This window comes from Micromonospora sp. A202, assembly GCF_006715105.1.
Classification (GTDB): domain Bacteria; phylum Actinomycetota; class Actinomycetes; order Mycobacteriales; family Micromonosporaceae; genus Micromonospora; species Micromonospora zamorensis.
Genome location: NZ_VFMP01000001.1, coordinates 3,409,037 through 3,434,547, shown reverse-complemented (window position 1 = coordinate 3,434,547; position 25,511 = coordinate 3,409,037). Strand labels below are relative to the sequence as shown.

The 25,511-nt window shown below is 72.0% G+C and carries 28 protein-coding genes; 9 read left to right on the top strand and 19 right to left on the bottom strand.

Translation table 11 applies throughout. From position 1 onward, the window contains the following. Positions 1-26: 26 nt before the first annotated feature. On the bottom strand, positions 27-1,586 hold the full coding sequence (locus FBZ33_RS16065; protein WP_141909673.1) for an NAD(P)/FAD-dependent oxidoreductase: 1,560 nt from the start codon (positions 1,584-1,586) through the stop codon (positions 27-29). Between the two features lie 95 nt (positions 1,587-1,681). On the opposite strand from FBZ33_RS16065, the gene FBZ33_RS16060 reads away from it, so the two are divergent. The 4 genes from FBZ33_RS16060 (at position 1,682) to FBZ33_RS16045 (ending at position 4,572) form a co-directional block, all read left to right on the top strand. Next, the gene (locus tag FBZ33_RS16060; RefSeq protein WP_255508892.1) at positions 1,682-2,992 is read left to right on the top strand and encodes a hypothetical protein; all 1,311 of its coding nucleotides are present in this window, start codon (positions 1,682-1,684) and stop codon (positions 2,990-2,992) included. A gap of 33 nt (positions 2,993-3,025) precedes the next feature. Beyond that, positions 3,026-3,466 (top strand): hypothetical protein, encoded by a 441-nt coding sequence (locus FBZ33_RS16055; protein WP_141909672.1) that lies wholly within the window; start codon positions 3,026-3,028, stop codon positions 3,464-3,466. An 80-nt stretch (positions 3,467-3,546) separates the two neighbouring features. Further along, complete coding sequence (locus FBZ33_RS16050; protein WP_141909671.1) at positions 3,547-4,119, top strand: GNAT family N-acetyltransferase; 573 nt, start codon at positions 3,547-3,549, stop codon at positions 4,117-4,119. Between the two features lie 39 nt (positions 4,120-4,158). After that, positions 4,159-4,572 (top strand): type II toxin-antitoxin system Phd/YefM family antitoxin, encoded by a 414-nt coding sequence (locus FBZ33_RS16045; protein WP_088948492.1) that lies wholly within the window; start codon positions 4,159-4,161, stop codon positions 4,570-4,572. 10 nt (positions 4,573-4,582) lie between these two features. Here the strand turns inward: FBZ33_RS16045 and FBZ33_RS16040 are convergent, their stop codons facing one another. Beyond that, the gene (locus FBZ33_RS16040) at positions 4,583-5,266 is read right to left on the bottom strand and encodes a uridylate kinase (protein ID WP_141912710.1); all 684 of its coding nucleotides are present in this window, start codon (positions 5,264-5,266) and stop codon (positions 4,583-4,585) included. Between the two features lie 81 nt (positions 5,267-5,347). Between FBZ33_RS16040 and FBZ33_RS16035 the strand changes: the two genes are divergently transcribed. Beyond that, positions 5,348-6,064, top strand: a complete 717-nt coding sequence (locus FBZ33_RS16035; RefSeq protein ID WP_141912708.1) for a helix-turn-helix domain-containing protein — start codon at positions 5,348-5,350, stop codon at positions 6,062-6,064. On the opposite strand, the gene FBZ33_RS16030 is transcribed toward FBZ33_RS16035, so the two are convergent. The 6 genes from FBZ33_RS16030 to FBZ33_RS16005 form a co-directional block, all read right to left on the bottom strand. Further along, the gene (locus FBZ33_RS16030) at positions 6,046-6,624 is read right to left on the bottom strand and encodes a dihydrofolate reductase family protein (protein ID WP_141909670.1); all 579 of its coding nucleotides are present in this window, start codon (positions 6,622-6,624) and stop codon (positions 6,046-6,048) included. The two genes, FBZ33_RS16035 and FBZ33_RS16030, sit on opposite strands and share 19 nt — an antisense overlap. A 101-nt stretch (positions 6,625-6,725) precedes the next feature. Next, positions 6,726-7,793, bottom strand: coding sequence for an ABC transporter ATP-binding protein (locus tag FBZ33_RS16025; RefSeq protein ID WP_141909669.1), 1,068 nt, complete (start codon positions 7,791-7,793; stop codon positions 6,726-6,728). Beyond that, complete coding sequence (locus FBZ33_RS16020) at positions 7,790-8,605, bottom strand: ABC transporter permease (protein WP_099854125.1); 816 nt, start codon at positions 8,603-8,605, stop codon at positions 7,790-7,792. The genes FBZ33_RS16025 and FBZ33_RS16020 overlap by 4 nt, the downstream gene beginning before the upstream one ends. Continuing rightward, a complete protein-coding gene (gene modA, locus FBZ33_RS16015) occupies positions 8,602-9,387 on the bottom strand; it encodes a molybdate ABC transporter substrate-binding protein (protein ID WP_221629471.1) in 786 nt (261 codons plus the stop codon). Before modA ends, FBZ33_RS16020 begins: the two co-directional genes overlap by 4 nt. Then, positions 9,384-9,806 carry a molybdopterin-binding protein gene (locus FBZ33_RS16010; RefSeq protein WP_088948486.1) on the bottom strand — a complete coding sequence of 141 codons (423 nt, stop codon included), beginning with the start codon at positions 9,804-9,806 and terminating at the stop codon, positions 9,384-9,386. The genes modA and FBZ33_RS16010 overlap by 4 nt, the downstream gene beginning before the upstream one ends. A 134-nt stretch (positions 9,807-9,940) precedes the next feature. Further along, a complete protein-coding gene (locus FBZ33_RS16005; RefSeq protein ID WP_141909668.1) occupies positions 9,941-10,384 on the bottom strand; it encodes a helix-turn-helix domain-containing protein in 444 nt (147 codons plus the stop codon). Positions 10,385-10,523: 139 nt separating this feature from the next. Here FBZ33_RS16005 and FBZ33_RS16000 point away from each other — a divergent pair, with 139 nt between their 5' ends. Next, positions 10,524-11,390, top strand: a complete 867-nt coding sequence (locus FBZ33_RS16000; RefSeq protein ID WP_141909667.1) for an aldo/keto reductase family oxidoreductase — start codon at positions 10,524-10,526, stop codon at positions 11,388-11,390. Positions 11,391-11,405: 15 nt separating this feature from the next. On the opposite strand, the gene smpB is transcribed toward FBZ33_RS16000, so the two are convergent. Together smpB and FBZ33_RS15990 are read right to left on the bottom strand one after the other, a co-directional pair. After that, a complete protein-coding gene (gene smpB / locus FBZ33_RS15995; protein WP_088948483.1) occupies positions 11,406-11,897 on the bottom strand; it encodes an SsrA-binding protein SmpB in 492 nt (163 codons plus the stop codon). A 25-nt stretch (positions 11,898-11,922) separates the two neighbouring features. Further along, the gene (locus FBZ33_RS15990; protein WP_141909666.1) at positions 11,923-14,178 is read right to left on the bottom strand and encodes a hypothetical protein; all 2,256 of its coding nucleotides are present in this window, start codon (positions 14,176-14,178) and stop codon (positions 11,923-11,925) included. Between the two features lie 152 nt (positions 14,179-14,330). On the opposite strand from FBZ33_RS15990, the gene FBZ33_RS15985 reads away from it, so the two are divergent. Both FBZ33_RS15985 and FBZ33_RS33625 read left to right on the top strand, forming a co-directional pair. Next, positions 14,331-15,989 carry an FAD-dependent oxidoreductase gene (locus tag FBZ33_RS15985; RefSeq protein WP_141909665.1) on the top strand — a complete coding sequence of 553 codons (1,659 nt, stop codon included), beginning with the start codon at positions 14,331-14,333 and terminating at the stop codon, positions 15,987-15,989. After that, positions 15,986-17,431, top strand: coding sequence for an ATP-binding protein (locus FBZ33_RS33625; protein ID WP_141909664.1), 1,446 nt, complete (start codon positions 15,986-15,988; stop codon positions 17,429-17,431). The genes FBZ33_RS15985 and FBZ33_RS33625 overlap by 4 nt, the downstream gene beginning before the upstream one ends. A gap of 84 nt (positions 17,432-17,515) precedes the next feature. Here the strand turns inward: FBZ33_RS33625 and FBZ33_RS15975 are convergent, their stop codons facing one another. The 8 genes from FBZ33_RS15975 to FBZ33_RS15940 form a co-directional block, all read right to left on the bottom strand. After that, the gene (locus FBZ33_RS15975; RefSeq protein WP_141909663.1) at positions 17,516-18,325 is read right to left on the bottom strand and encodes an SAM-dependent methyltransferase; all 810 of its coding nucleotides are present in this window, start codon (positions 18,323-18,325) and stop codon (positions 17,516-17,518) included. Positions 18,326-18,435: 110 nt separating this feature from the next. Continuing rightward, entirely contained in the window at positions 18,436-18,873 is a 438-nt protein-coding gene (locus tag FBZ33_RS15970; RefSeq protein WP_141909662.1) for a hypothetical protein, read from the bottom strand. Positions 18,874-18,926: 53 nt separating this feature from the next. Next, positions 18,927-19,436, bottom strand: a complete 510-nt coding sequence (locus tag FBZ33_RS15965; protein WP_141909661.1) for an NUDIX domain-containing protein — start codon at positions 19,434-19,436, stop codon at positions 18,927-18,929. A gap of 52 nt (positions 19,437-19,488) precedes the next feature. Next, complete coding sequence (locus FBZ33_RS15960; protein WP_141909660.1) at positions 19,489-20,130, bottom strand: SRPBCC family protein; 642 nt, start codon at positions 20,128-20,130, stop codon at positions 19,489-19,491. Continuing rightward, the gene (locus FBZ33_RS15955; RefSeq protein WP_088948476.1) at positions 20,130-20,495 is read right to left on the bottom strand and encodes a helix-turn-helix transcriptional regulator; all 366 of its coding nucleotides are present in this window, start codon (positions 20,493-20,495) and stop codon (positions 20,130-20,132) included. The genes FBZ33_RS15960 and FBZ33_RS15955 overlap by 1 nt, the downstream gene beginning before the upstream one ends. Before the next feature lie 34 nt (positions 20,496-20,529). After that, the gene (locus tag FBZ33_RS15950; protein WP_141909659.1) at positions 20,530-22,620 is read right to left on the bottom strand and encodes a xanthine dehydrogenase family protein molybdopterin-binding subunit; all 2,091 of its coding nucleotides are present in this window, start codon (positions 22,618-22,620) and stop codon (positions 20,530-20,532) included. After that, complete coding sequence (locus tag FBZ33_RS15945) at positions 22,617-23,600, bottom strand: xanthine dehydrogenase family protein subunit M (RefSeq protein ID WP_141909658.1); 984 nt, start codon at positions 23,598-23,600, stop codon at positions 22,617-22,619. The genes FBZ33_RS15950 and FBZ33_RS15945 overlap by 4 nt, the downstream gene beginning before the upstream one ends. Further along, complete coding sequence (locus FBZ33_RS15940; protein ID WP_370453015.1) at positions 23,597-24,148, bottom strand: 2Fe-2S iron-sulfur cluster-binding protein; 552 nt, start codon at positions 24,146-24,148, stop codon at positions 23,597-23,599. The genes FBZ33_RS15945 and FBZ33_RS15940 overlap by 4 nt, the downstream gene beginning before the upstream one ends. 71 nt (positions 24,149-24,219) lie before the next feature. Between FBZ33_RS15940 and FBZ33_RS15935 the strand changes: the two genes are divergently transcribed. Next, positions 24,220-24,801: an NTP transferase domain-containing protein gene (locus FBZ33_RS15935; RefSeq protein ID WP_255508891.1), complete on the top strand. Its 582-nt coding sequence runs from the start codon at positions 24,220-24,222 to the stop codon at positions 24,799-24,801. Here FBZ33_RS15935 and FBZ33_RS15930 read toward each other — a convergent pair. After that, positions 24,788-25,456, bottom strand: a complete 669-nt coding sequence (locus tag FBZ33_RS15930) for a TMEM175 family protein (protein WP_141909657.1) — start codon at positions 25,454-25,456, stop codon at positions 24,788-24,790. The two genes, FBZ33_RS15935 and FBZ33_RS15930, sit on opposite strands and share 14 nt — an antisense overlap. Between the last annotated feature and the right edge of the window lie 55 nt (positions 25,457-25,511).

The following is a 25,511-nucleotide window of genomic DNA, read 5'->3' as shown; positions in this document are numbered from 1 at the left end:
GTGGCGCGGCGCAGGGTCGGGCGGCGTCAGCCCAGCGGCACCTGCCTGGGTCGATCGCCGCTCCCCGCCGCACCGACACCCTCGGGCACGTTGATCGGAGCCGCGATGATCCGGCTGGGCACCACCGGTGCGTCCCGGCCCGTGCCCCGTCGACCGTCGCCGCCGGAGGACTCCTCGTGGTAGTCCTGCTCGACGTTGACCGACCAGACGTCATGCGTACTGCCGGTGGCGATGTTCTCGGCCGTGAGCATCGCGGTCAGCATCGAGTGGTCCTGGTTGTTGTAGCGGTGCATGCCGTTGCGGCCCACCGGGTGCACGTTCGGCACCGCCTCGGCCAGCCAGGCACGGATGACGTCCACGTTGTGCTGGTAGCGCTCGTCGTACACCGGGTAGGCCTTCGGCATGCGCACGACGTAGCCGGCCTCCACCACACCGGGTCGGACCAACCCCAACCGCTCCAGCTCCGCGGTCGCCAACGCCACGAGGTCGGCATCCGGGGTACGCCACATCTCGTCGTCCTCGAACACGAAGTACTCCAGCCCGAGGCAGGTGCGCCCGTCCTTGACGAGGTACGGCGACCAGGAGCCGAAGTTCTGGATCCGGCCCACCCGCACTCCCGGGTCGTGCACGTAGATCCAGTTGTCGGGGAACGAGAACTCCGCCGGCACCACCAACGCGACCGTCAGGAAGTCGCGGTAGCCCAGGTCGGCGGCGCAGGCCAGCACCTCCGGCGGTGCCGGCGGACGCATCGCGGACACCAGCTCCGAGATCGGCATCGACGAGATCACGTCGCCGGCCGGTTGCGTACGCTGCCCGCCCGCGCCGTCGACCGTCACGCTGATCGCCCGCCGTCGCTTCGGGTCGCGGTGCACGGCGGTCACCCAGGTGCCGGTCGACAGCTGTCCGCCACGCTTGCGGACCTGCTCGGCGCAGCGTTCCCACATCATCCCCGGCCCGTACTTCGGGTACTGGAACTCCTCGATCAGGCTGGTCACGTCCGTGCGCCGGCGGCTGGGCAGCAGCGCGTTGCGGATCGCCGTGGCCAGCGACAAGTTCTTGATCCGCTGCGCGGCCCAGTCGGCCTGCAACCGGTCGGCCGGCATTCCCCACACCTTCTCGGTGTACGTCTTGAAGAAGATCGAGTACAGCCGCCAGCCGAATCGGGCCGACACCCAGCCCTCGAAGTGCGACTGATCTTTCGGTGGGCGCAGGCGGGCCCGGGCGTACGAACCGAGGCAGCGGGCCGCCTCGGGCAGCCCCAGGTTGCGCAGGGCGTTCATGGCGCTGAGCGGGTAGTTGAACAGCGCGCCCCGGTAGAAGATCCGGCTCATCCGGGGTCGGGTCAGGAAGTCCTCGTCGGGCAGGATCTCGTGCCAGAACGCCTCCACTCGGGGCACCTTCGTGAAGAACCGGTGCCCGCCGATGTCGAACCGCCACCCGTCGCGCTCCACGGTCCGGCTGATCCCGCCGACCACCTCGTCCGCCTCGAACACCTGCACCGGCAGGCCGTGTCTCAGCAGCTCGTACGCCGCCGTGAGCCCTGCCGGCCCCGCACCGATGATCACCGTGCCGTGCTGCTCGCTCATGCTGCCGCGCTCCCTGCCCACCGTCATGGTTGAGGCGCGGCGCGTACCCGTTCTGCGCGTAATGTCACCCTTGATGGTGGTTCATTTTCGCTCCGGTGCGGCGCGCGGCGGCGTACAACAAGAAGGGCGACACCCCGCGCGGCGGCGGGCGGGCCGATGGACCGGGGGAGCGGGGGCGGATGCACCGGTGGCGCAGCGGCGCGGCGGCGCTGGCCGCCCGCACGGCCACGGCCGGCCGCGGAGCGGCCCGCCTGGCTCGCCGGGTGCCGGAGCCCTGGGCGTACGTCATCGGTCTGTTTCTCGGCGCGAAGGTGGTGCTGACCCTGCTAGGGCTGCTGGCCCTGCACGCCTGGGACGGCATTCCCGGGGCACCGCCGCCGGACGAGGCGCTGATGTGGGCGCAACAGCGGGAGATCTCCGGGCACCGGTGGATCTCCTTCTGGTTCGCCTGGGACGCTCTGCTCTACCTGCGGCTGAGCGAGCTGCCGCTGACCGGGCCGTGGCGGGACTTCGGGTTCCCGCTGCTGTACCCGTTCCTGGCCCGGCCCCTCGGCGCGGTGCTCGGCGGCGACAACGCGCTGGCCCTGCTGGTGATCAGCAACGTGGCGTTCCTGCTGGCGCTCTGGTACGGCTACCGGCTGGCCGAACTCCTGCTCGGCGACGCGGGCGCGGCCCGCCGGTTCACCCGGTACCTGGTGCTGCTGCCGACCGCGTTCCTGTTCCAGGCGGCGCTGACCGAGTCGCTGTTCGTCTGTCTCGCGCTGGCCGCGTTCTACTACGCCGAGCGGCGCCGCTGGTTGCTGGTCGGTGTGCTCGGCTACTTCCTGGCGATGAGCCGTTCCGTCGGCCTGCTCGTGGCGCTGCCGCTGGCCCTGGTGCTGCTCCGCCAGCACGACTGGCGGCTCGGCCCGCGCGCCCTGCTCGGCTATCTGCGGATCGGCTGGCCGTTGCTGCTGCTGCCCGCCGGGTGGTTCACCTTCATGGCGTACTGCCGGTGGCGCGGCGGGGACTGGTTCGCCTACCAGCACGCCCAGGAGACCGGCTGGGGAATCAGGGTGCAGAACCCGGTGCCGGTGCTGCTGCACGGGCTGGCCGGGGAACCACGCGACGCCGCGCGGCTGTGGTTCGCGGTGGCCGTGTTGGCGGTGCTGGTCGCCGGGTTCCGCCGCCGGGAGCTGCCCTACCTGGTGTACGGCGTACTCATGGTGCTGGTGCCCCTGTCGATGGGCCCGGCGGTGTACAAGAGTCTGCTGCGCTACCTGCTCGCCGCCTTCCCGGTGGCTCTGGTGCTGGCGCGCTGGGCCCGCCGCGCGAGCGTCGACGTGTGGCTGACCGCGACGCTCGCCGTCGTGCAGGGCGCCCTGTTCGTGCTCTGGCTCAGCTACTGGACCCACATGATCATCTGATTGGGGTGGCCGTCGGCGGGGCAGGATGAGCGGATGACCGAGCCACGGGTGCGCCTCGACGACCTGGGCGCCTGGCTGATCAAAGGCAACGCCGACCTGGTCGACCTCAACGCCCGGTTCGCCGCCGAGCCACTGGTGACGAGCTGGTGCGTACGCCCCGGCTATCGGGCGCGGCTCATGCGCGCCGGGCAGCCGGTGGTCTTCTGGGCCAGCGGCAGCCGTGCCCGACTGCCATACGGGGTGTGGGGTGTCGGACGGGTCACCGGGGTGGCCGAGCCAGGCGCTGGGGGCCAGCCCTGGTCGGTGCCACTGGACCTGCCCATCCTCGCCGCCGGCGACCGGGTGCCCCGCACGGTGTTGCGCGCCGATGACCGACTCGCTGACCTGGAGGTGTTCCGTCAACCTCAGGCCGCCAACCCCTCCTACCTGACAGTGGCCCAGTTCGCCGCCCTGCGTACCCATCTGCCGGAGTGAGCGGCCCCGGCCCGCAGCCGGCCTGCGGCCCTGTGCGAGTCTGCTACCCGTCGTTGCCAGCGCACCTTCGGGGAGGCCCGGTGTTCGCCCTGCCGCTGACCGAGGAGGTCGAGCTGCGCCCGCTGGACCCTTGGCTTGCCGAGGAGTTCCTCGCCAATCTCGACAGGGCCCGGGAGCACATCCAGCCCTGGGTGTCGCCGACCTTCGTGGCCACCGACCTGGCGTCGGCCCGTGCGGTGTTGCAGCGGTACGCCGACCGGTGGGCCAGCGACAGCGGCGGCATCTGGGGGCTGTGGTGGCGCGGCACGCTGGTCGGCGGGGTCATGCTCGTGTCGTTCGACGTGACCCGGGGTGTCTGCGAGGTCGGCTGCTGGGTGGAGCCGGCAGCCGAGGGAAAGGGCATGGTGGCGCCGGCGGTCCGCCGGATCGTCGACTGGGCGGTGCGCGAGCGCGGCATCCAGCGGGTGGAGTGGCGGACCAACGCCGACAACACCCGCAGCAAGGCACTCGCCCGTCGACTCGGCCTGCGCCTGGACGGCACGCTGCGCCAGGTCATCCCCGGCCCGCAGGAGCGAATCGACCTCGAAGTCTGGTCGGTGCTGGCCGACGAGTGGCTGGCCGGGGCGAGCGGATCGCCGACCACCGTCCACTGACGACGCAAATCTGTCGTACCCGGGCGACACCATGCATCCATGGCCGTCCCCGCGCTCACCCCTCATCCCGACCCGCCGCGTTCCGTGCCGCTGCGTGAGGCGCGCACCCGGTTCAGCCAGCTCGTCGCGCTGGCCGAGCTGACCGACGCGGTCACCGTCGTCACCCGCGACGGCGATCCCCGCCCGGTCGCCGCGATCGTCCCCGCCTCGGCCGCCCGCAGCGCCGCGCAGGCCCGCGCCGACGCCGACCGGCTGGCCACGGTCACCGCCGGCTGGGCCCGGCGCCTCGACGAACAGCACCGACGCAGCAGCCAGCGGCACGCCGCCGAGCTGAGTGCGGTCCGCGTGGCGCTGGCCGAGGTGTGGGCCGAGCTGGATCGCCGGGTCGTCCCCGGCAGCGACCCGGCGCTGGCCCGGCTGCGCGCCGCACACCACGACCTGCTCACCGACTGACCGCGGCGGCTCAGCGGTCAGCGTGCGCGTGGCTCTCCCAGCCTGGCCGTTGGGGCTCGTCGTTGTGCACGATGATGTCGGCGTGATCGCCCGGGCGCGCCGTGGCGACGTAGAGCCGCTGGGCGGGGATGTACCGCTCGTGCCAGCGCCGTTCGACGTCGGCACGAGATGACACCCGACGTTCCCGGATCACGGCACGTTCCACTGTCGCTTCGAACGCGGTCGACACGAGGACGCGCAGGTCCCACCGGTCAACCAGTTCCGGGCGCATGAGGAAGACGCCGTCGAAGACCAGCACGGCGTCGACCGGGGCGGTCGTCACCGGCGGGGTCAGCACCGTGTCCGTGGTGCGGTCGTAGACGGTGGGTTGGAAGCCTCGATCTCCGTCCGGGCCGAGCGGATCCAGCAGAACGCGGTTCAACGCCCCGTGGTCGTGGGTGTCGAAGTAGCAGCCTTCGGCCGAGAACTCGCCGCGCGCGTAGCGCTGTCTGCGGGGAAAGAGGAAATCGTCGATCGTCGCCCGGATGACGTCGCGGCCCTGTTCGCGTAGGACGACGGCCAGCTCGTCGGCGAGGGTGGTCTTGCCGGCGGCGGGCGGCCCGTCGATGGCCACCCGCGTCGGGTGGGCGACCCGCACGGCCCCGACCGCCTCGGCCAGCCGGGCGACCACCTCGTCGCGAGTGCCCTGCTCCACTGTCCTGCCCTCCCTCTTCGCGGAGTCACCGGCGCCATCCCCGGGGACGCGGCGCACAGCGACTATCCTTCGCCGGTGGGACTGGGACTGCGGTTCACGACGCGCGGGTCTGCCTCGCCCTGGGTGGACACCGTCTGGACCTGCACGAGCGAACAGGTCACGACGATGACATCCGTCGCCGGGGTGCGGTGGGGCCTGGTGTTCTGGGAACAGGCCGGCCTACCGTACGCGGCCATCTCCGGTCCCGAGACCCGGACCGCAACGGCGCCGGTGCCGGTGCCGGAGGGCGCGACCTTCACGGGCATCGAGTTCGCGGTGGGCACCTCGTTGCGGGCCGTGCCGGCGCCGGCGTTGACCAACGGGGGCATCGCGCTCCCCGACACCACGCGTCGGACGTTCCGGCTGGACGGCCAGCGCTGGGAGACGCCCTTCCCCGACGACGCCGAGGCCCTGGTCGACCGTCTCGTCCGGGCCGGGGTGGTGGTCCGTGACGTGCTCGTCGCCGACGTGCTGCGGGGTCACCGCCCGGCTGTGTCGGGGCGTACGGTCGAACGCCGGTTCCGCGCTGCGACCGGCCTGACGCAGGGCGCCGTCCGGCAGATCGAGCGTGCCCGCACAGCGGCGGAGCTGCTGGCCGCCGGTGACCCGGCCACCGAGGTCGTCGTCAAGCTCGACTACTTCGACGAGCCGCACCTGGCCCGGGCACTGCGCTCCTACGTCGGCCGGACGGTCGGGCAGCTGCGTGAGGGGGCCGGCGGCGCGATCGCCCTCGACCTGGATCACCGCTTGACGTCGTAGACCAGCTTGAGGATCCCGTTCGGGTAGCTCTCCGATTCCCGCAGCGACAGCATGTGCTTGTCCCGGTCGGCCCGGCCGAACAGGCTCTTGCCGGCACCGAGCAGCACGGGGAAGACGAGCAGGTTGTACTGGTCGATCAGGCCCGCGTCGGACAGCCGCCGAGCCAGCTCCGCGCTCCCGTGGATGAAGATCGCTCCGCCTTCGCTCTCCTTGAGCGCGGCGACGTCCTCCGTCGAGCGCAGGATCGTGGTCGGCCCCCAACCGTCGACGATGGCGTCGTCGGACAGCGAGGTCGACACCACGTACTTGGGCAGCTCCTTGTAGTCGGCGTGGTCCTCGGAGCCGGGCCATACCGCCGCGAACGCCTCGTAGCTGCGACGGCCGAACATCAACGCCGTCGTGTCCGCGAGCTCCTCGCCCTTCAGCGACCAGGCTTCCGGGACGAACTCGAGGTCCTTGAACACCCACCCGCCGCTGCGGTGCTCCTCTGAAGGCCCGCCGCCGGGCGAGTCCACGACGCCGTCGAGCGACATGAAACCGGTGTAGACCAGGTTGCGCATCGTGCTTTCTCCTCACGCTCGGGCGAGCTGCCGGCTCCACGCTAGGTCACGACCGCGACGGCGTCTTGGACGAAAACGACAGGGGCCGTGCGGCCCGGCAATCAGCCGGTGGCTGGGTAGGCGTGCGTCTCGGCCGCCTTGACCGCCACCCAGACTCGCTGACCGGGAATCAGTCGCAGCTGGGCGGCGGCGGCCGGCGTGACGTCGGCGGCCACCCCGATCGGCCCGTCCAGCTGCACCCGGAGGTTGTCGCCGTGCCGCTGGACGCCGGCCACCGTCCCCGCCCAGGTGTTGCGCGGGCTGCCCTCCGGTCGGGACGGGTGCAGGGCCACCGCCGCCGGACGGAACGCCACGAAGGCCTCGCCGTCCAACCGGTCGGCGACGGTGAGGGTCAGGTCCGGCGAGACGCGTACCCCGTGCCCTTCGGCCCTGCCCCGGTACAGGTTGAGCCCGACCAGCCGGGCGACGTAGTCGGTGCGCGGGCGGGCGGTGACGCTCGGCCCGTCACCCTCCTGCACCACGCGACCACCCTCGACGATGACCAGTCGGTCGGCCAGCGCGAGGGCGTCCAGCGGGTCGTGGGTGACCAGCACCGTCGCGCCCGGGTGCGCGGACAGATGGCGGTGCAGCTCCGCGCGGGTGTCCAGTCGGGTGCGGGCGTCCAGCGCGGCGAGCGGCTCGTCCAGCAGCAGCAGCGATGGCGCGACGGCCAACGCGCGAGCCAACGCCACCCGCTGCGCCTGACCACCGGAGAGCTGTCGGGGGCGGCGGTGCGCCTGGGCGTCCAGCCCCACCCGGTCGAGCCAGTGCCGGGCCGTGGCCCGGGCGGTCTTCCGGTCGACGCCGTGCCGGCGAGGCCCGAAGGCCACGTTGTCCAGTGCGCTGAGATGGGGAAACAGCAGGTAGTCCTGGAAGACCACACCGATCGGCCGGCGCTCGGTGGGCACCCAGCCGCGCGTCGCCGGGCGGTCCAGGTCGGTGGCGTCGAGCGTGACGTGACCGGCGGTGAGCGGATGCAGCCCCGCCAGCGCGCGCAGCGCGGTGGTCTTGCCGGCGCCGTTCGGGCCGAGCAACGCGACCACCTCGCCGGGCGCGACCCGCAGCGGCACGTCGAGCTGGAAGGCGCCCCGGTCGACGACGAGCCGGGCGTCCAGCAGTGCATTGCTCATGCGCTGCTCATCCACCGGTCGCGCAACGCCACCAGGATGCCCACCGACACGACGAGCAGCACCAGGCTGAGGACGATCGCGGACTCCAGGTCGGTCTCCAACGCCAGGTAGACGGCCAACGGCATGGTCTGCGTACGCCCGGGATAGTTGCCGGCGAAGGTGATGGTGGCGCCGAACTCGCCGAGGGCCCGGGCCCAGCAGAGCACCGCGCCGGCGGCCAACCCGGGCGCCACCAGGGGCAGCGTGACATGGGTGAAGGTGGTCCATCGGCTCGCGCCCAGTGTCGCGGCGGCCTCCTCGAAGCGGTGGTCGGCGGCGCGCAGCGCACCCTCCACGGCGATGACCAGGAACGGCATGGCCACGAACGACTCGGCCAACACGACACCCGCGGTGGTGAACGGCAGGGTGATGCCGAACGTGGCGTCGAGCCAGCCGCCGAGCAGCCCACGCCGACCGAAGACCAGCAACAGCGCCACCCCACCGACCACCGGCGGCAGCACCAGCGGCACGGTGACCAGCGCGCGGACCAGTCGACGGCCGGGGAACTCGACCCGGGCCAGCACCCAGGCGAGGGGCACCCCGAGCAGCAGGCAGAGCACTGTGGCCAGGGTCGCGGTCTGCACCGACAGCCGCAGAGCGGTCAGCGCGCCCGGCTCGGTGAGCCGCTGCGGCAGCGTGGTCCACGGTGCCCGGATCACCAGCCCGGCCAACGGCAGGACGAGGAAGAGCAGCCCCAACCCGGCGGGGATCAGCAGCGCGATCGGCACCCGCCCCCGCCGTCGGGGCGCGGCGTGCTCAAGGAGCTGGCTCATGGCGCCTGGAAACCGGCCTCGGCGAGGACCGCCTGCGCCGGCGCCGAGCGGACGTACGCGACGAAGGCCCGCGCGCCGGCCGGATTCGGCGCGTCCTTCAGCGCGACGATCGGGTAGTCGTTGACCGCCCGCGCCGACTCGGGAAACTCCACCCCGGTCACGTCGGCGCTCGCCGCTCGCGCGTCGGTGCGGTAGACCAGGGCCGCGTCGACCTCACCGAGCTTCACCTTGGCGAGCGCACCCTTGACGTCCTGCTCCAGGGTGACCGGCGTCAGCGCGACGCCGGCCGTGTCCAGGGCGGTGCGGGCCGCCGCACCGCAGGGCACCTGGTTGGCGCAGAGCGCCACCTTCACGCCCGGCCTGCTCAGGTCAGCCAGCCCGGTCACGCCTCCCGGGTTGCCCCGGGGCACCGCGATGACCAACTGGTTGCGGGCGAAGGTGGTCGGCGTGCCGTCGGCGTTGCCCGCCTCGGTGACCGTGGCCATGTTCGCCGGGGCGGCGGAGGCGAACACGTCCGCCGGCGCACCCTGGTTGATCTGGTTGGCCAGGGCTGAGCTGCCCGCGACATTGAGGGTCACGGTGCTGCCGGGATTGGCGGCCTCGAAGTCCTTGCCGATCCGGCGGAACGACTCGGTCAGCGAGGCGGCCGCGAACACCGTCACCGCGCCGGTGCCCCGACCGTCCGCGGCGCCGCCGGAGGCCCGGTCGTCGCCCGCGCCGCAGCCGGCGACGGTCAGCGCCATGACCACGGCCATCGCCGTACGCGTCGCCCGCGCGCTCATCCGCCCGACCTTCCCCTGCTCGGGGCGGGTGCGGCCCGCTCCACCACGACCGTGGTCGACTTGATCACCGCGACGGCCATCGAGCCGACCCGCAGATCGAGCTCGTCGACCGCCTCCCGGCTCATCAGCGACACGACGCGGAACGGGCCGGCCTGGATGTCGACCTGGGCCATCACCGTGTCCTTGCGGACGTCGACGACGATGCCGCGCAGCCGGTTGCGGGCCGAGGAGAACTCGGCGCCCGCGTCCGGGTCGGCGGCCTGGGCGCGGGCGAACGCGGCCAGGTCGACCCCGTCGATCACCCGGTGGCCGTGCTCGTCGCGCCCGGCCGTCAGCCGCCCGGCATCGACCCAGCGGCGAATGGTGTCGCTGCTGACGCCGAGCAGGTCGGCCGCCTCACCGATCCGGAACATCGTCACCGGCTCACCCTAGCTGCCGCATCTGCGAGCGCGAAAGGGCGGACCGCGCCGTGTCTGCGTACTCCCGTGGGCTTGTCCGGCCGTAGGTGCGCGACCGGGTGTTGCGTGACTCCGTCGTGGGGAGGCGGAGCGGCTCAGGCGACCTGGTTGTCGTACGTCGCGCGGTTGGCGAGCACATCGTCCATGTGCGTTTCGGCCCAGCCCTTCAGGCCGCGTATCACCTCGTGCAGGGAGACACCGAGGTCGGTCAGCTCGTAGGTGACGGTGACGGGCACGGTCGGCACCACGGTGCGGGTGACCAGACCGTCGCGTTCCAGGGAGCGCAGTGTCTGGGTCAGCATCTTCTGACTGACCCCGGCCAGGAGGCGCGACAGCTCCGAGTACCGCATCGGCCGCGGCTCGCCGGCGCAGTCGGCGCCGAACTGGTGCGAACCGTCACTGCGGAGCGCGGCCAGAACCAACGTGACCCACTTGTCCGCGATGCGGTCGAGCAGCTTGCGGCTCGGACACTGCGCCAGGAAGGCGTCATATTCCGCCTTGGCCTGATCCCTCTTCCGCGCCGCCGTCGTCGTTGTCATCGGACCGCTCCTCCCGCCGCTGGGGGCGTTACGCACCTTCAGGTGCCTACTTCCCATCGTGAAGTTACACCCCGATAGTGGAGCAGGTAGACGATGCACCAGCACCGCTCAGTGCGACACGAAAGCCAGAGGTACGAACATGGTCTCCACCTCCCTTCCCGGCGGCACCTGGACGCTGGGAGACCTGCCGGTCACCCGGTTCGGCTACGGCGCCATGCAGCTGGCCGGCCCCTGGGTCATGGGACCGCCGGCCGATCACGGCGGGGCACTCGCCGTCCTTCGCGCGGCCGTCGAGTTCGGCATCACCCACATCGACACCTCTGAGGCCTACGGGCCGCATGTCACCAACCAGCTGATCCGGGAAGCGCTGCACCCGTACCCCGATTCGCTGCACATCGTGACCAAGGTCGGCGCGAACCGCGACCAGCAGGGCGGCTGGCCACCGGCCCGTGATCCGGAGAGCCTGCGCCGGTCCGTGCACGAGAACCTCGAGACACTCGGCCTCGACGTGCTCGACCTTGTCAACCTCCGGCTCGGCGATGCCGCGGGCCCGCAGCCCGGTTCGGTCGCCGAGGCGTTCGAGATACTCGTCGGCCTTCAGCAGCAGGGCCTGATCCGGCACCTCGGAGTGAGCAACGCGACGCCGGAACAGGTCGCCGAGGCGCAGGCCATCGCGCCGATCGTGTGCGTGCAGAACATGTACAACCTCGCGCACCGTCAGGACGACGAGCTGATCGACGCGCTCGCCGAGCAGGGCATCGCCTATGTGCCGTTCTTTCCGCTCGGCGGCTTCAGCCCCCTGCAGTCCTCGGTGCTCTCGACCGTGGCCGCTCGGCTGGAGGCGGCACCGATGTCGGTCGCCCTGGCCTGGCTGCTGCGGCGTTCGCCGAACATCCTGCTGATCCCGGGCACCTCGTCCACGACGCACCTGCGCGAGAACATCGCGGGCGCCGCACTGCCCCTCTCCGACGACGACCTCGCCGAGCTGGACAAGATCGGCCGCTAGCGAGAAGGGTGGAGGTCAGGGCCGGCGGGGGTGGCCCTTGAGGTGCCGGCCCAGCTCGCGGGCGATCTCGCGGTTGGCGTCGCGCTCGGCCAGCGTCTGCCGCTTGTCGTAGGAGCGCTTGCCCTTGGCCAGGGCCAGCTCGACCTTGGCGTAGCCGTTCTCGAAGTACATCGACAGCGGGACCATGGTCACCCCACCCTCGCGGACCTTGTCCAGGATCCGGTCGATCTCGGCCCGGTGCAGCAGCAGCTTGCGATTGCGGCGAGGAGCGTGGTTGGTCCAGGTGCCGTAGGTGTACTCGGCGATGTGCAGGCCGTACAGCACGATCTCACCGTCGCGTTCGTGCGCGAACGCGTCCACCAGCGAGGCCCGCCCCTCGCGCAGCGACTTCACCTCGGTCCCGACCAGCACGATCCCCGCCTCGTACGTCCGGAGCACCGTGTACTCGTGCCGGGCCTTCTTGTTCGAGGCGATCAACCGGCGTTCGGGCTGCTTGGAGGGGCTCACCCCGCGACGATATCCGGCCGCTGCCTCAGCCGGGCCGGCCGGCTCCGCCGGTCGCCTGCCACCCCGGGAGCAGTCGCCCGGTCAGCTCCCGCACCGACTCGGCGAACTCATCCTGCGACTCACACGGCCAGTGCCCCAGGATCGGTGGGGGAACGCTGTCGCTGGGCGCCGGCACCACATCCTCCGGGTCGACCAACCGGCGATCCACCATCGCCGCCGGCCCGGTCAGCGTCTCCGCCTCCCCGGGCCGGTGGGAGGCGAAGATCCACCCGCCGATCGGGTCGGTGTCGCGCCACAGGTTGATCCAGCGCCAGCCGACCCGCTCGCCGATCTCCCGCAGCGCCGGCTCGTCGGCGTACGCCGGGAACAGCCGCGAGTACAGCCGACCCAGTGGTGACCCGTAGGTCAGCAGGGCGACCCGGTCGGTGATCCGGGTGGGCAGTTGCAGCACGGTGGCGGCGAGCAGCACCGAGCCGTGGCTGTGCCCGGCCAGCAGCACGCCGTGACCCTGTTCCACCAGGTAGGAGATCCGCTTGGCCAACTCCGGCACGGCCCGCTCGGCATAGCAGGGCGGCGCGAACGGGTGTGCCGCCCGGGGCCAGAACGTGCCCAGGTCCCAGAGCACACCCACGTAGCGACGGAACCCGGCCGTGCGGTAGGCGAAGAGGCCGCCGATCACCAGGCCGAGCAGGATCGCGGCGATCGCGTAGCTGCCCGACCCGATCAGGAAGTTGACCATATTCTCGGGCACTCCGACGTAGCGCTGCGCCAGCTCGCCCGGCATGAGCTGGAGCAGGCCGAGAACGCTGGTGGACAGGCCGAGCGCCGCCAGCCCGGCGTACACCACGGAGAGCGGTTCCAGCCGCTCGGTGAACCGGGCCCGGGCTATCGCCTGCTCGACCCGACGCAGCCGGTCCGCCGCCGACGCGGGCGCGTGCGGAAAGTCGGCGGCCACGATCGCCTGGGCGGCCCGCCGCCGCCCGCGCCGGGTCAGCCTGGTGACCAGAGCCGCCACCAGCAGGGCGGTCACCACCGCCATGAAAAACCCGAAGATCGCCCACTTGTACGGCAGGGGAGGGCTGGTCTCCAGGCCGTCCGCGGTCGTCCCCTCACGATCAAGCAGGTCCGCCACCCGGTAGACCAGCTCGGCGGAGAACGCCACGGCGAGTCCGGCCGCGATCGTGACGAAGACCGGCGCACCCAACGAACGCAGCGGCGCCCCGCGCTGCCCGCCGCCCCGCCGCCAGATCACCAGCGCGGCGAGGGCGGTCACCAGCATCATCTGGCTGACGAACAGCCAGGCCACCATCGCGCCGTAACCCGGCAGCGCGCGGCCCTGCGGCCACGGGGCCGGACTGATGACGACGTGAACGATAACCAGGACCGTCACACCGCAGGCGATCGTGCGTAGCCCGCGGAAGAAGGCGTCCACCCGGGGCGCCGGGTCGGTCCGGTCGATGCTCGGCACCACGGTGAGCAGGACCAGGCAGGTCAGCAGCACCGCCCCGGTGGCCGCCAGCAGGATCACCATCACCCACGAGCGGTGCTGGCTGGCACGGGCGGCCAGCAGGCTGCCGTCGAGGGTGGCGAACGCCGCCGCGACGTGGACCGAGCGCAGCCGACCCACCAGTGGCTCACCGTCCCACTGGCCGACCGCGCTCAACTGGTGCTTCGAGGTCGGGGTCGACGGGGTCCGGAACGCGTCGAACGAGTGGCCCGGGCGCGCGCCGAGCCACCAGACCAACCCGATGGCGGCGACCGGCACCAACGCCAGCACACCCAGGCGCAGCCCGGTCGGGCGTCCGCCGAGCCAGGACAGCCAGCTCCGCCCGGCCAGGCACGACGGGGTGTCCATGCAGCGCCAGGCGACCAGGTCCAACGCCACCCCGACGATGGAGAGCACGTAGAGCATGGTGAGGGTGAGGGCGAGCACCCGGCACAGCGCCATGAAGCCGAGCTTCGAAGCGGTGTTCGCCGGGCGCATCCAGAGCGCGACGTTGCAGAGCATGAACGGCAACAGGAACACCAACGACAGCGTCCGCACGGCCGTGCCGGACGGCAGGTCGCTCCAGCGGTACGCCTCCAGCGTCACCCCGTCCGTCCCTGTCGAGTCCGGATAACCGGGGCGCGGTCGGTAGAACCCTCCGCTGCGGTCCCCGGCGACCTGGTGCACGTACGGCCGGTCCAGCACCTGGTCCGCCCCCGCGCCGGAGACGCCGTGCACCCGCAGCTCCACTATCGCGCCCGACATCGTCGGTCCGGTCGGTGTCGCGTCCGCCATGGGCCCCCCGAGGTGTGCACGGCAACCGGGCGGGTCGCCGGTGTTCGGGCGCCCGTACGGCTCACCGGCTTACCCGGTCCCGGGCCGGTCAAGCGTGCGGTGGAGCTCACGCCTTGGTGCGGTCGACCCGTGCCAGGTGGTTTCATGGCGCCATGGCGAACCCGGTGATCCTGACCGTCGACGACGACCCCGTGGTGTCCCGGGCGGTGGCCCGGGACGTCCGGCGCCGCTACGGCGACCGCTACCGGGTGCTGCGGGCCTCCTCCGGGCCGGAGGCGCTGGACGCGCTGCGAGAGGTCAAACTGCGCGGCGAACAGGTGGCGCTGCTGCTGGCCGACCACCGGATGCCGGAGATGACCGGGGTGGAGTTCCTCGAGGCGGCGATGGACATCTTCCCGGCCGCCCGCCGGGTCCTGCTCACCGCGTACGCGGACACCGACGCCGCGATCGAGGCCATCAACGTGGTCGACCTGGACCACTACCTGCTCAAGCCGTGGCATCCGCCGGAGGAGAAGCTGTACCCGGTGGTGGACGGGCTGTTGGAGGCGTGGGCGGTCACCCCCGACGCGGCCAGCGCCGAGATCCGGGTCGTCGGGCACCGCTGGTCGGCGCCGTCGTTCAAGGTCCGCGACTTCCTCGCCCGCAACCTGGTGCCGTACCGCTGGCTGCTGTCGGACGACCCGGAGGGCGTCCGCCTGCTCGACGCGGCCGGTGCCACCGAGGCGGACGTACCGCTGGTGGTGACCCCCGAGGGCAAGGCGCTGATCGCCCCCAACGAAACCGAGCTGGCCGCGCTGGCCGGGTTGACAGTGGTGCCGGCGTGCGACTTCTACGACCTGGTGGTGATCGGCGGTGGTCCGGCCGGCCTCGGCTCGGCGGTGTACGGCGCGTCGGAGGGGCTGCGGACCGTGCTCGTCGAGCGGCGGGCCACCGGTGGTCAGGCCGGGCAGAGCAGCCGGATCGAGAACTACCTGGGCTTCCCGGACGGCGTCTCCGGCGCGCAGTTGACCGATCGGGCCCGGCGGCAGGCGGTGAAGTTCGGCGCCGAGCTGCTCAGTGCCCGGGAGGTCGTCGGTCTCAGTGAGGCCGGGGGAGCCCGGCTGCTGCGCTTCGGCGACGGCACCGAGATCGCGGCGCACACAGTGGTGCTGGCCACCGGCGTGTCGTACCGGGTGCTCGATGCCCCCGGGCTGGCCGACTTCACCGGCCGGGGGGTGTTCTACGGTGCGGCCGCCACCGAGGCGCCGAGCTGCGTCGAGCAGGAGGTCTACATCGTCGGCGGGGCCAACTCCGCCGGGCAGGCGGCGGTGCACTTCTCCCGGTACGCGTCGAAGGTGCACCTGCTGATCCGCGGCGCGGACCTGACCGCCTCGATGTCGCGTTACCTGATCGACCAGTTGGAACGGATCGACCGGATCATCGTGCACCCGCACACCGCCGTGGTCGGTGGGTCCGGGGAGGACCACCTGGAACGGCTCACCCTCTGCGACACGTGGACCGGGGAGTCCCGTTCGGTCGACACGTCCTGGCTGTTCATCTTCATCGGTGCGGAGCCGCGCACCGACTGGCTGGACGGGGTGCTGGTCCGCGACCCGCGCGGCTTCATCGTCACCGGCCCGGATCTGCTCGCCGGCGGACGACGGCCGGCGGGCTGGTCGCTGTCGCGCGACCCGTACCACCTGGAGACCAGCGTGCCGGGGGTGTTCGCCGCAGGTGACGTGCGCGCCGAGTCGGTCAAGCGGGTCGCATCGGCCGTCGGCGAGGGTGCGATGGCCGTCTCGCTCGTGCACCGCTACCTGGAGGCCCAATGACCATGGAGTCTGATCGGCTGACACCCGCGCAGCTGCGTACCCTGTTCCTGTTCGAGGCCCTGGACGACGGCCAGCTCGATTGGTTGGCCGAGCGCGGCCGGGTCGAGCAGCGCGCCGGGGGCACCCTCGTGTACGCCGAGGGCGAGCCCGCGACCTGCTTTTTCGTGTTGGTGCGCGGCGCGGTGGCGCTGAGTCGGCAGGTGCGTGGTGACGACGTCGAGGTCAGCCGCACCGACCAGCGCGGCGTGTACGGCGGAGCTGTCCAGGCGTACCTCGGCGACCAGGTCGACCAGGTCTACCGCAACAGCCTGCGGGCGGTGACCGACGCGGACTTCTTCGTGTTGCCGGCGGAGGATTTCGCGCACGCCCTGCGGTCCTGGTTCCCGATGCCGATGCACCTGTTGGAGGGGTTGTTCTTCGGTATGCGGGACTCCCAGACCATCGTCGGTGAACGGGAGCGGCTGCTGGCGCTCGGTTCGCTCTCGGCGGGTCTGACCCACGAGCTGAACAACCCGGCGGCGGCGGCGGTGCGGGCCACCTCGGTGCTGCGCGACCGGGTCGCCGGGATGCGGCACAAGCTCGCGATGATCGCCGACGGGCGGCTCGACGGCAGGGCCCTGCACGGTCTCGTCGCGTTGCAGGAGGAGGCTGTCGCCCGGGTTGCCACCGCGCCGAAGTTGACCCCGATGGCCACGGCCGACGCCGAGGACACCCTGACCGACTGGTTGGAGGAGCACGGCGTCGGCGGCGCCTGGGACCTGGCGCCGATCCTGGTCGGGGGCGGGCTCGACACGGCCTGGCTGACGGAGGTGAAGGCTGCGGTCGGATCCGCCGACCTGGAGGCGGCGGTGCGGTGGCTCACCTACGCGGTCGACACCGAGCTGCTGATGCGCGAGATTGGTGACGCGGTCACCCGGATCTCCGGCCTGGTGGGCGCCGCCAAGCAGTATTCGCAGCTGGACCGCGCGCCGCACCGGGTGGTGGACGTGCACGACCTGCTCGACGCCACGCTGGTGATGTTCAAGGGGAAGATCCCCGCCGAGGTCAAGCTGGTCCGCGAGTACGACCGCGGCATCCCGCCCATCCCGGCGTACGCGGCCGAGCTGAACCAGGTGTGGACCAACCTGATCGACAACGCGTTGGGCGCGATGGGGGAGAAGGGCGTGCTGACCGTCCACACCGGACGTGTCGGTGACTCGCTGGCGGTGGAGGTCACCGACACCGGCCCGGGTATCCCGCCCGAGGTGCGTCCGCGCATCTTCGAGCCGTTCTTCACCACCAAGCCGGTCGGCGCGGGCACCGGCCTGGGGCTGGACATCTCGTACCGAATTGTGGTGCACAAGCACCACGGCGACATTCGGGTGGAGACCGAGCCCGGACGGACCACGTTCCGGGTCCTGCTGCCGATCACAGAGGTGCCGGGCGACGCGCAGGCTACCTAGAGGCGCGTCGGGGAACTGGTCATGGCCGACGCCAGCAACCAACCTTCAAGCGACCCGCCGAACGGCGTACGGGGTGAAGAGGCGTCAGAGCACGCGGGCGACCCCGCAGTAGCCGTCCACCATGGCCGGGGGCCTGCTGTCAGTCCGCCAGTGCCCCAGCGGCACGACACCCGGCTTGACGAGGTCGAGGCCGTCGAAGAACGCCGTGAAGTCCGCGACCGCACGCAGGTGGTACGGCAGAGCACCGCTTTCGTTGTACTGCCGATGCGACTCGATGACCCGCTCGCTGGTAGCCGTACCGTCGGACATCGCCAGGAAGCTGCCCGGCGGTAGGGACGAGACCAGAGCGTCGACGATGGCCCGCGCCTCAGCCGGCTTCTCGACGTGACCCATGACGCCCAGCAGCATCAGCGCGATCGGCGCACCGAAGTCCAGTGTGTCCCGAGCGTCCTGGACGATCCTCTCCGGGTCGCGCAGGTCGGCGTCGACATACTGGGTGGCACCCTCCTGGCTGCTGGTCAGCAGCACCCGGGCGTGCGCGAGAACCATCGGGTCGTTGTCGACGTAGACGACGCGCGCCTGCGGCGTGATCCGTTGGGCGACCTGGTGGGTGTTGTCGGCCGTGGGCAGGCCGGTACCGACGTCGAGGAACTGACGGATCCCCGCCTCCGCGGCGAGATAGGTTACGGCTCGTCCGAGAAACGCGCGCGAATACCGGGCCGCCTCGACGATTTCCGGGAAGACCGCCCGTACCTGTTGGCCGACCTCGCGATCCGGGGCGAAGTTGTCCTTACCGCCGAGCCAGTAGTTCCACACCCGTGCCGAGTGCGGCACCGTCGTGTCCAGCTTGGCGGCCGAACCTCCCAACGGCTGCTCAGCGTGGTCCTGCGACATGTCCGTCTCCCCTTACCAGCCATGCGATGTCGAGGCCGTAGCCTAGCGGTGCGGCGGCGCTCGCTGATACTGCGGATTGACGTAACCCTTGATGGCGGCAACGGCCACGGTCAGAGGTCGTCGGGCCACCAGAATGGATCGAGGCTCTTGCCGTGGCCGTGTGGGCAGGTGCCGTATCCGGTGCTGGAGACGTTCCAGTGGCGGTGGCAGTACGGTGCGTCGCAGGGGCCGCAGAAGCCAGCGTCATCGTAGAAGCCGGCAGTCGTCACGGCGGCGAACCGGTACGGCTCGGTGAAGGCGGCGGCGATCCGCGTCGCTCTCGCCAGATCGACCGGGTCGCCGGTGCCATTGCCGGCCTCGATGCCGGAGAAGATCAGCCACCACTGCTGGTCGCCATGACGCTGTCGGGCGGCGTCGAACACGTCGCGTTCCTGCGCTGAGCGGTCGGCCCAGTCGGCGGGCTTGCCACCGGGGGCGACGAGTTCGACGTGTGTCGCGGGTCGGCCGCACACCGCGCAGGGCGGGTGGGCTGCGAACGCCTGCACCATGTCCTCATCATCCCCCACGAACGTGTCGGACGACCCGGCGCAGCGTCGGTGACTCAGGGGGTGCCGGTCAGGAACTCGGCCAGGACCCGTGTGTGGGTGGAGAACGCCAGCTCCACCGGGTCGGTGAGCACCAGCCACTCGGTCGCCTCCTCGGTCGGCGTCGACGGTGGCAGATCCTCGGCCGATCGCTCCGGCAGCACCCCGAAGATCATCATCGTGCCGCCCGCCGGGGCGCCGTGCACCGCGAACAGTCGCGCGTCCTCGGCCGCGGCGACCAGGCCGGTTTCCTCCCGCAGCTCACGGACGAGGGCATCGGACCACTCCTCGCCGTACTCGATGAAGCCGCCGGGCAACGCGAGCAGGCCGCGGGCCGGCTCGATGTCCCGGCGGACGACCACCACGCCCAGGCCCTCGGCCGTGCGGACCGGCAGCACCGCGACCGCCACGGGCAGGGGGTTGCGCCAGACGGTCTCGCCGCAGGCCGCGCAGACCCGCGGCCATCCGGCGGCCGGCGGGTAGGCGGCGCCGCAGTAGGAGCAGTGCGAGTACGGCGTGCCGGTCATCCGCAGCACGTTACCCCGGTCGCCGCTCTCGCTGCCGCGCCGCCGCCCGCGCTCAGGCCTGCGGGGCGCCGGTGTAGAAGGCGGTGGTGCGCTCGGCGGCGGCCTTCGCCTCGTCGGCGTCGGTGCCGGCGGCGATGCTCGCCTCACCCCACAGGTGGCTGCTCAGCTCCATGGCCCGCCGTCCCTCGGCGGAGGCGGTCCACTCGGCGCCCTGCTCCGGGGTGATCCCGCTGCCGTCGCCGGCCAGGTGCGAGGCGAGGCCGAGCAGCCCGAGGTCCCAGCCGACGCCGACCGCGCCCGGCCCGAACTGGGCCCACCGGTCCTGGTCGACGTGCGCGATGTGGTCCAGGTCGAGGCGGGCTCGCTCGTCGCCGACCGGGGTGACCCGCACCTCGATCCAGCTCACCTCGCCGCCCATCTCCCAGGTGGCGGTGAAGCGGCGCGGCGGCTCGCAGCTTTCCACGGTGCCGCCGGCGTTGCCCTGGAGCTGGTACGTGCCGCCCAGCCGCAGGTCACCGGTGATCGGCAGGAACCAGCGCGGGATGCGCTCGGCGCTGGTGCAGGCGTCCCACAGGTCCTCGGCGGTCGCCTGGTAGGTCTGGCTGATCGTGGTCACCCGAGCCTCACCGGCCTCCAGGGTGCGGCTGCCGACCTTCCGCTGCACGGCGTTGATCTGCTCGGTCGCGTCGAACATCAGGTGTTCCTCTCGTCGGGTGGGTCGGCGGGCCCACGCAGCCGACGCTCGCGTCGGCCCCGGGCCAGCTCGGTGGCGAGTGCCGCCAGGGGTGGGGTCCAGAACCGGCGGAAGTGCTCCAACCAGCCGTCGACCTCGCGCAGCGGGCGCGGGTCGACCGCGTACAACCGCCGGGTGCCCTCCGGCCGCACGGTGGCGAAGCCGTTGTCCCGTAACACCTTGAGGTGCTGGGACACGGCAGGTTGGGAGATGCCGAACTCGTCGCGGATGACCGCGCTGACCGCGCCGGCGGTCTGCTCGCCGTCGGCGAGCAGCTCCAGGATGCGGCGCCGGACCGGATCGCCCAGCACGTCGAAGGCGTGCACGACGACCTTTATATCACCACTGGCTTATTTAAGCCTAGGCTGATGCGCCTACGAGTTTGTCCAACCGGATCGGCAGGTCCCGGACCCGTACCCCGGTGGCGTGGTGCACCGCGTTGGCGATCGCCGCCGCCGCCCCGACGATGCCGATCTCACCGATGCCCTTCACGCCGGCCGGGTTCAGCTCGTCGTCGTGCTCGTCGAGCCAGTACGCCTCGACGGACTCCACGTCCGCGCAGCCGGTGATGTGATAGGTGGCCAGGTCGTGGTTGACCCAGTCGCCGTACCGCTCGTCGAGCAGTCCCTCCTCGTGCAGGGCCATCGACAGTCCCATCGTCATGCCGCCGATGAGTTGGCTGCGCGCCGTCGTCGGGTTCACCACCCGGCCGGCCGCGAACACGCCGAGCATCCGGTTCAGCCGTACCTCGCCGGTGTCCCCGTCCACCCTCACCTCGGCGAACTGCGCCCCGTACGCGTACCGGGGTAGTTCCGGCTGGCCGCCCACCTCGTCGGTGGTGTCGGCATCGGCGGACACCTCGTCCGTCGGCACCCCGCCCGGGGTGTCCCGCAGCTTGTCGCGCAGCGCCTGAGCCGCCCGGATCACCGCCCAGCTCCAACTGGCGGTGCCCATCGAGCCCCCGGCAACCGGCGCAGTCGGCAGGGCGGTGTCGCCGATCTGGATCTCCACCCGCTCCGGTGGCGCCCCGAGCGCGTCGGCGGCCACCTGCCAGATCGCCGTCCGGGCGCCGGTGCCGATGTCGGTGGCGTTGATCTGGACCAGGAAGCTCCCGTCGGGCCGGGCGATGGCCCTGGCCGACGACGGCCTGGCGCGGGCCGGGTAGCTCGACCCGGCCACCCCCGTGCCGATCAGCCACCGACCGTCGCGCCGGGCGCGGGGCGTCGGGTCCCGGTCCGTCCAGCCGAACCGCTGCGCACCCTCGCGCAGGCAGGCCACCAGGTTGCGGCTGGTGAACGGCCGCCCCTGGTCGGGGTCGACCTCCGTGTCGTTGCGGATGCGCAGCTCAACCGGGTCGATGCCGACGGCGATGGCCAGCTCGTCCATCGCCGACTCCAGGGCGTACGCGCCGGGGCACTCACCGGGGGCGCGCATCCAGAACGGCGTGGGCACGTCGAGGCGGACCAGCCGGTGGGTGGTGCGGCGGTGGGGTGCGGCGTACATGCTGCGGGTGTAGACGGCCGTCTGCTCGGCGAACTCGCGGATGGTCGACGTCTGGCTGATCGCGTCGTGGCAGATGGCGGTGAGTCGCCCGTCGGCGTCGGCGGCGAGGCGGACCCGCTGGATGGTGGGGGTGCGGTAGCCGACCGGCCCGAAGAGCTGTTGGCGGGTCAGCGCCAGTTTGACCGGTCGGTCCACGTGCCGGGCCGCGAGGGCGGTCAGCACCACAGCGGCCTTGGCGTACCCCTTGCTGCCGAAACCGCCACCGACGTGTTCGGTGACGACCCGCACCGACTCCGGGGACACCTCGAACAGCTCTGCGAGGGTGCCCCGCACCGACGACGCGCCCTGGTTGGAGTCGTGCACCAGCAGCCGTCCGTCGTGCCACTGCGCCGTCGTGGCGTGCGGCTCCATCGGGTTGTTGTGGTACGCCGGGGTGCGGTACGTGGCGTCCACCCGCACCGGGGCTGCCGCGTACCCGGCGTCGAAGTCACCCTCGGCGGTGTCCGTCGGATAGCTGGGGTTGACGTGGTCCGGCTGGTACAGGCCGGGGTGGTCGTCGGTGAGCACCGTGCTGTGCGGGGCGGCGTCGTAGTCGATCCGGACCAGCCGGGCGCCCTCACGGGCCGCCTCCAGGCTGATGGCCACCACCACGGCGACGAACTGCCCCCGGTAGTGCACCGCCGGATCCTGCAACAGCCACAGCTCCGGCTCGGGGCCGGCCGCGAGGCGGGGCGCGTTGCCGTGGTGCAGGACCGCCAGCACGCCCGGGGACGCGAGCGCCTCCGACGTGTCGACCCGGGTGATCCGGCCCCGTACCACCGCCGACGGCACCGCCCAGCCGTAGGTGATCCCGTCCACCGGGTACTCCACGGCGTAGCGGGCCGTGCCGGTGACCTTCTCGCGGCCCTCCAGCCGGGGGTACGCGTGGCCGACCGCGTCGGTGTTCACGACGACGCCAGCTCGCTGAGCGCCCGCACGGTGATGGCCCGGGTCAGCGGCACCTTGAAACCGTTGTGCCGCAACGGGCGGGCCTCGGCCAGCTCCGCGTCGGCGGCCCGCGCGGCCAGCTCGGGGCTGAACGGTCGGCCCCGCAGCTCCTCCTCGGCCCGGTACGCCCGCCACGGTCGGTGCGCCACCGCCCCGTACGCCAGTCGGACGTCGCGGACCACGTCGCCGTCGAGGTCCAGCACCGCGGCCACCGAGCCGGCGGCGAAGGCGAACGAGGCCCGGTCGCGCACCTTGAGGTACGTCGAGCGGCGCGCGGCCGGCAGCGGTGGCAACCGGACGGCGGTGATCAGCGTGCCCCGGGCCAGGGTGGTCTCCCGTTCCGGGTGGGTGCCGGGGGAGCGGTACAGGGCGGTGAGCGGGACGTCGCGAGGTCCGTCGGCCTCGTGCACCTCCACCACAGTGTCGAGTGCGGCCAGCGCCACGGCCAGGTCGGACGGGTGGGTGGCCACGCACTGCTCGGACCAGTCCAGCACCGCCAGGTCGCGGTTCTGACCGTGCAGGGCGGCGCAACCGCTGCCCGGTTCACGCTTGTTGCACGCCTTGCCGGTGTCCTGGAAGTAGACGCAGCGGGTGCGCTGCAACAGGTTGCCGCCGGTGGTGGCCATGTTGCGCAGCTGTCCGGAGGCGGCGGCGAGCAGGGCGCGGGCCAGTACCGGGTAGTTCTGGCGGACCACCGGGTTGGCCGCGAGGTCGCTGTTGCGGACGGTCGCGCCGATCCGCAGCCCGCCGTCGGGCAACTCCTCGACGGCGTCCAGCGGGAGCCGGGTCACGTCGACCAGCACGTCGGGGCGTTGCACCCCGAGTTTCATCAGGTCCACCAGGTTCGTCCCGCCGCCCAGGTACGCGGCCTGCGGCTCGGCCGCCAGCACGGCGACCGCCTCCGCCACGTCGGCGGGCCGGTGGTAGCGGAACGCCCTCACGAGGACGCCGCCGTCTCGCGCACGGCCGCGACGATGTGCGGGTACGCGGCACACCGGCACAGGTTGCCGGCCATCCGTTCCCGGATCTCCGCGTCGGTCAGCTCGGCCGGTGCGCTCAGGTCGTCGGTGACGGCGCTGGGCCAGCCTCGGGCGACCTCGTCCAGCATCCCGCGGGCGGAGCAGAGCTGCCCGGGCGTGCAGTAGCCGCACTGGAACGCGTCGTGGGCGATGAACGCGGCCTGCAACGGCGACAGCTCGTCGGGCCCGGCCAGCCCTTCGACGCTGATCACCGAGCGGCCGTCCAGTGTGACCGCGAAGACCAGACAGCTTTTCACCCGGCGACCGTCCAGCAGCACCGTGCAGGAGCCGCACTGGCCGTGGTCGCAGCCCTTCTTCGCCCCGGTCAGGTCGAGGTGCTCGCGCAGCGCGTCCAGCAGCGTGGTGCGGTTGTCCAGCATCATCTCGCGGGACGAGTCGTTGACCTCGAACGTCACCCGGGACGAGTGCCGCTCGTCGGTCGTCGTCGCGTTCTCGGGTCCGCCCTGCACCGGCCCAGACTAGCTTTGTGGGTACATCTGAGGGCGAATAACGCAAAGCTGTTCGTACGGGGGTGATAGCGGTGACCGCTGGGCTGCTGCTGGCCGCCGGCGCGGGGCGGCGGTACGGCCGTCCGAAGGCGCTGGTCGATCTGGACGGGGTGCCGCTGGTGCGGCGCGGGATCACGCTGCTCCGCGACGGCGGTTGCACACCCGTGCACGTGGTGCTCGGCGCCGGCGCCGACGACGTGCCCGATCTGCCCGGCGCGGTGCCGGTCCGACACGACGGCTGGCCCGAAGGGCTGGGATCGTCGCTGCGCCGGGGCCTGGCCTCCCTGCCGGCCGACGTACCGGCCGCGGTCGTGGTCCTCGTCGACCAGCCGCTGCTCAGCCCGGCCGCGGTCCGCCGGGTGCGGGCCGCGTACGCCGGCGGTGCGCTCGTCGCGGTCGCCACCTACGCCGGTCGGCCGGGGCACCCGGTCCTCCTGGCTCGGGAGACCTGGCCGCTGCTGGACCGGTACGCCGTCGGCGACCGGGGTGCCCGCGACCTGCTGCGCGACCGGCCGGACCTGGTGGTCGAGGTGCCCTGCGACGACGTCGGCGCACCGCTCGACGTGGACACCCCGGCCGACCTGCTGCGGCTGCGCGCCCTCAGCGACGGGTGAGCCAGTGGGGCAACCCCTCGCTGGTCACCGCGTGATAGGTGATCATGACGATGACGCCGATCAGGCCCAGCAGCGGGTTAACGAACCAGCCGAGCAGACCGCTGAGCCCGTAGAGCACCAGGCCGGTGACCGGTCGCAGCCGCTGCGTGCGCGCGTACTCGGGGCTGACCCCACGCCTCAGCAGCGCCGGGTGCCGGTGCAGGTAGCCGAAGAACATCAGCCAGGGGGCCGACATCAGCGCGGCGGACAGCGCGTACAGGGCAACGGCCGCGCGCTGGTCGTCGGTGTCGCCGTGGGTGAACGCCGACGCCAGCACCGCCGTGGGGAACGGAATGATCACCGCACCGAAGAGCACGCCGAGGTTGATCCAACTCAGTGTGAGCGTGGTGCCGCGGATCAACCGCAGCAGCGCGTGGTGGTTGAGCCAGAGCACCCCGACGTAGACGAAGGACACCACGAAGGCCAGGTAGGAGGCGCCCTCGCCGAGCAGGCCGGTCAGCAGCTCGCCCTCGTGGTATTCCGGCACCCGCAACTCGATGACCAGCAGGGTGATGACGATGGCGAAGACGCCGTCGCTGAACGCCGTCATCCGGTCGATGCCGGACACCTGCGCTCCGGCGTCGGGCTGCTCGGCCTCGTCGGGTGCTGCGGACATTGCCGCAGGCTAGCCACCGGGCGTGGCGGCCGGTGGCGGTTTCGTCCGATCGGAA

Coding starts and splice junctions, on each gene's coding strand:
- FBZ33_RS16065 (WP_141909673.1), bottom strand. CDS start 1,586: ATGAGCGAGCAGCACGGCACGGTGATCATCGGTGCGGGGCCGGCAGGG.
- FBZ33_RS16055 (WP_141909672.1), top strand. CDS start 3,026: ATGACCGAGCCACGGGTGCGCCTCGACGACCTGGGCGCCTGGCTGATC.
- FBZ33_RS16045 (WP_088948492.1), top strand. CDS start 4,159: ATGGCCGTCCCCGCGCTCACCCCTCATCCCGACCCGCCGCGTTCCGTG.
- FBZ33_RS16030 (WP_141909670.1), bottom strand. CDS start 6,624: ATGCGCAACCTGGTCTACACCGGTTTCATGTCGCTCGACGGCGTCGTG.
- FBZ33_RS16025 (WP_141909669.1), bottom strand. CDS start 7,793: ATGAGCAATGCACTGCTGGACGCCCGGCTCGTCGTCGACCGGGGCGCC.
- FBZ33_RS16020 (WP_099854125.1), bottom strand. CDS start 8,605: ATGAGCCAGCTCCTTGAGCACGCCGCGCCCCGACGGCGGGGGCGGGTG.
- modA (WP_221629471.1), bottom strand. CDS start 9,387: ATGAGCGCGCGGGCGACGCGTACGGCGATGGCCGTGGTCATGGCGCTG.
- FBZ33_RS16005 (WP_141909668.1), bottom strand. CDS start 10,384: ATGACAACGACGACGGCGGCGCGGAAGAGGGATCAGGCCAAGGCGGAA.
- FBZ33_RS16000 (WP_141909667.1), top strand. CDS start 10,524: ATGGTCTCCACCTCCCTTCCCGGCGGCACCTGGACGCTGGGAGACCTG.
- FBZ33_RS15990 (WP_141909666.1), bottom strand. CDS start 14,178: ATGGCGGACGCGACACCGACCGGACCGACGATGTCGGGCGCGATAGTG.
- FBZ33_RS15985 (WP_141909665.1), top strand. CDS start 14,331: ATGGCGAACCCGGTGATCCTGACCGTCGACGACGACCCCGTGGTGTCC.
- FBZ33_RS33625 (WP_141909664.1), top strand. CDS start 15,986: ATGACCATGGAGTCTGATCGGCTGACACCCGCGCAGCTGCGTACCCTG.
- FBZ33_RS15975 (WP_141909663.1), bottom strand. CDS start 18,325: ATGTCGCAGGACCACGCTGAGCAGCCGTTGGGAGGTTCGGCCGCCAAG.
- FBZ33_RS15970 (WP_141909662.1), bottom strand. CDS start 18,873: ATGGTGCAGGCGTTCGCAGCCCACCCGCCCTGCGCGGTGTGCGGCCGA.
- FBZ33_RS15965 (WP_141909661.1), bottom strand. CDS start 19,436: ATGACCGGCACGCCGTACTCGCACTGCTCCTACTGCGGCGCCGCCTAC.
- FBZ33_RS15960 (WP_141909660.1), bottom strand. CDS start 20,130: ATGTTCGACGCGACCGAGCAGATCAACGCCGTGCAGCGGAAGGTCGGC.
- FBZ33_RS15930 (WP_141909657.1), bottom strand. CDS start 25,456: ATGTCCGCAGCACCCGACGAGGCCGAGCAGCCCGACGCCGGAGCGCAG.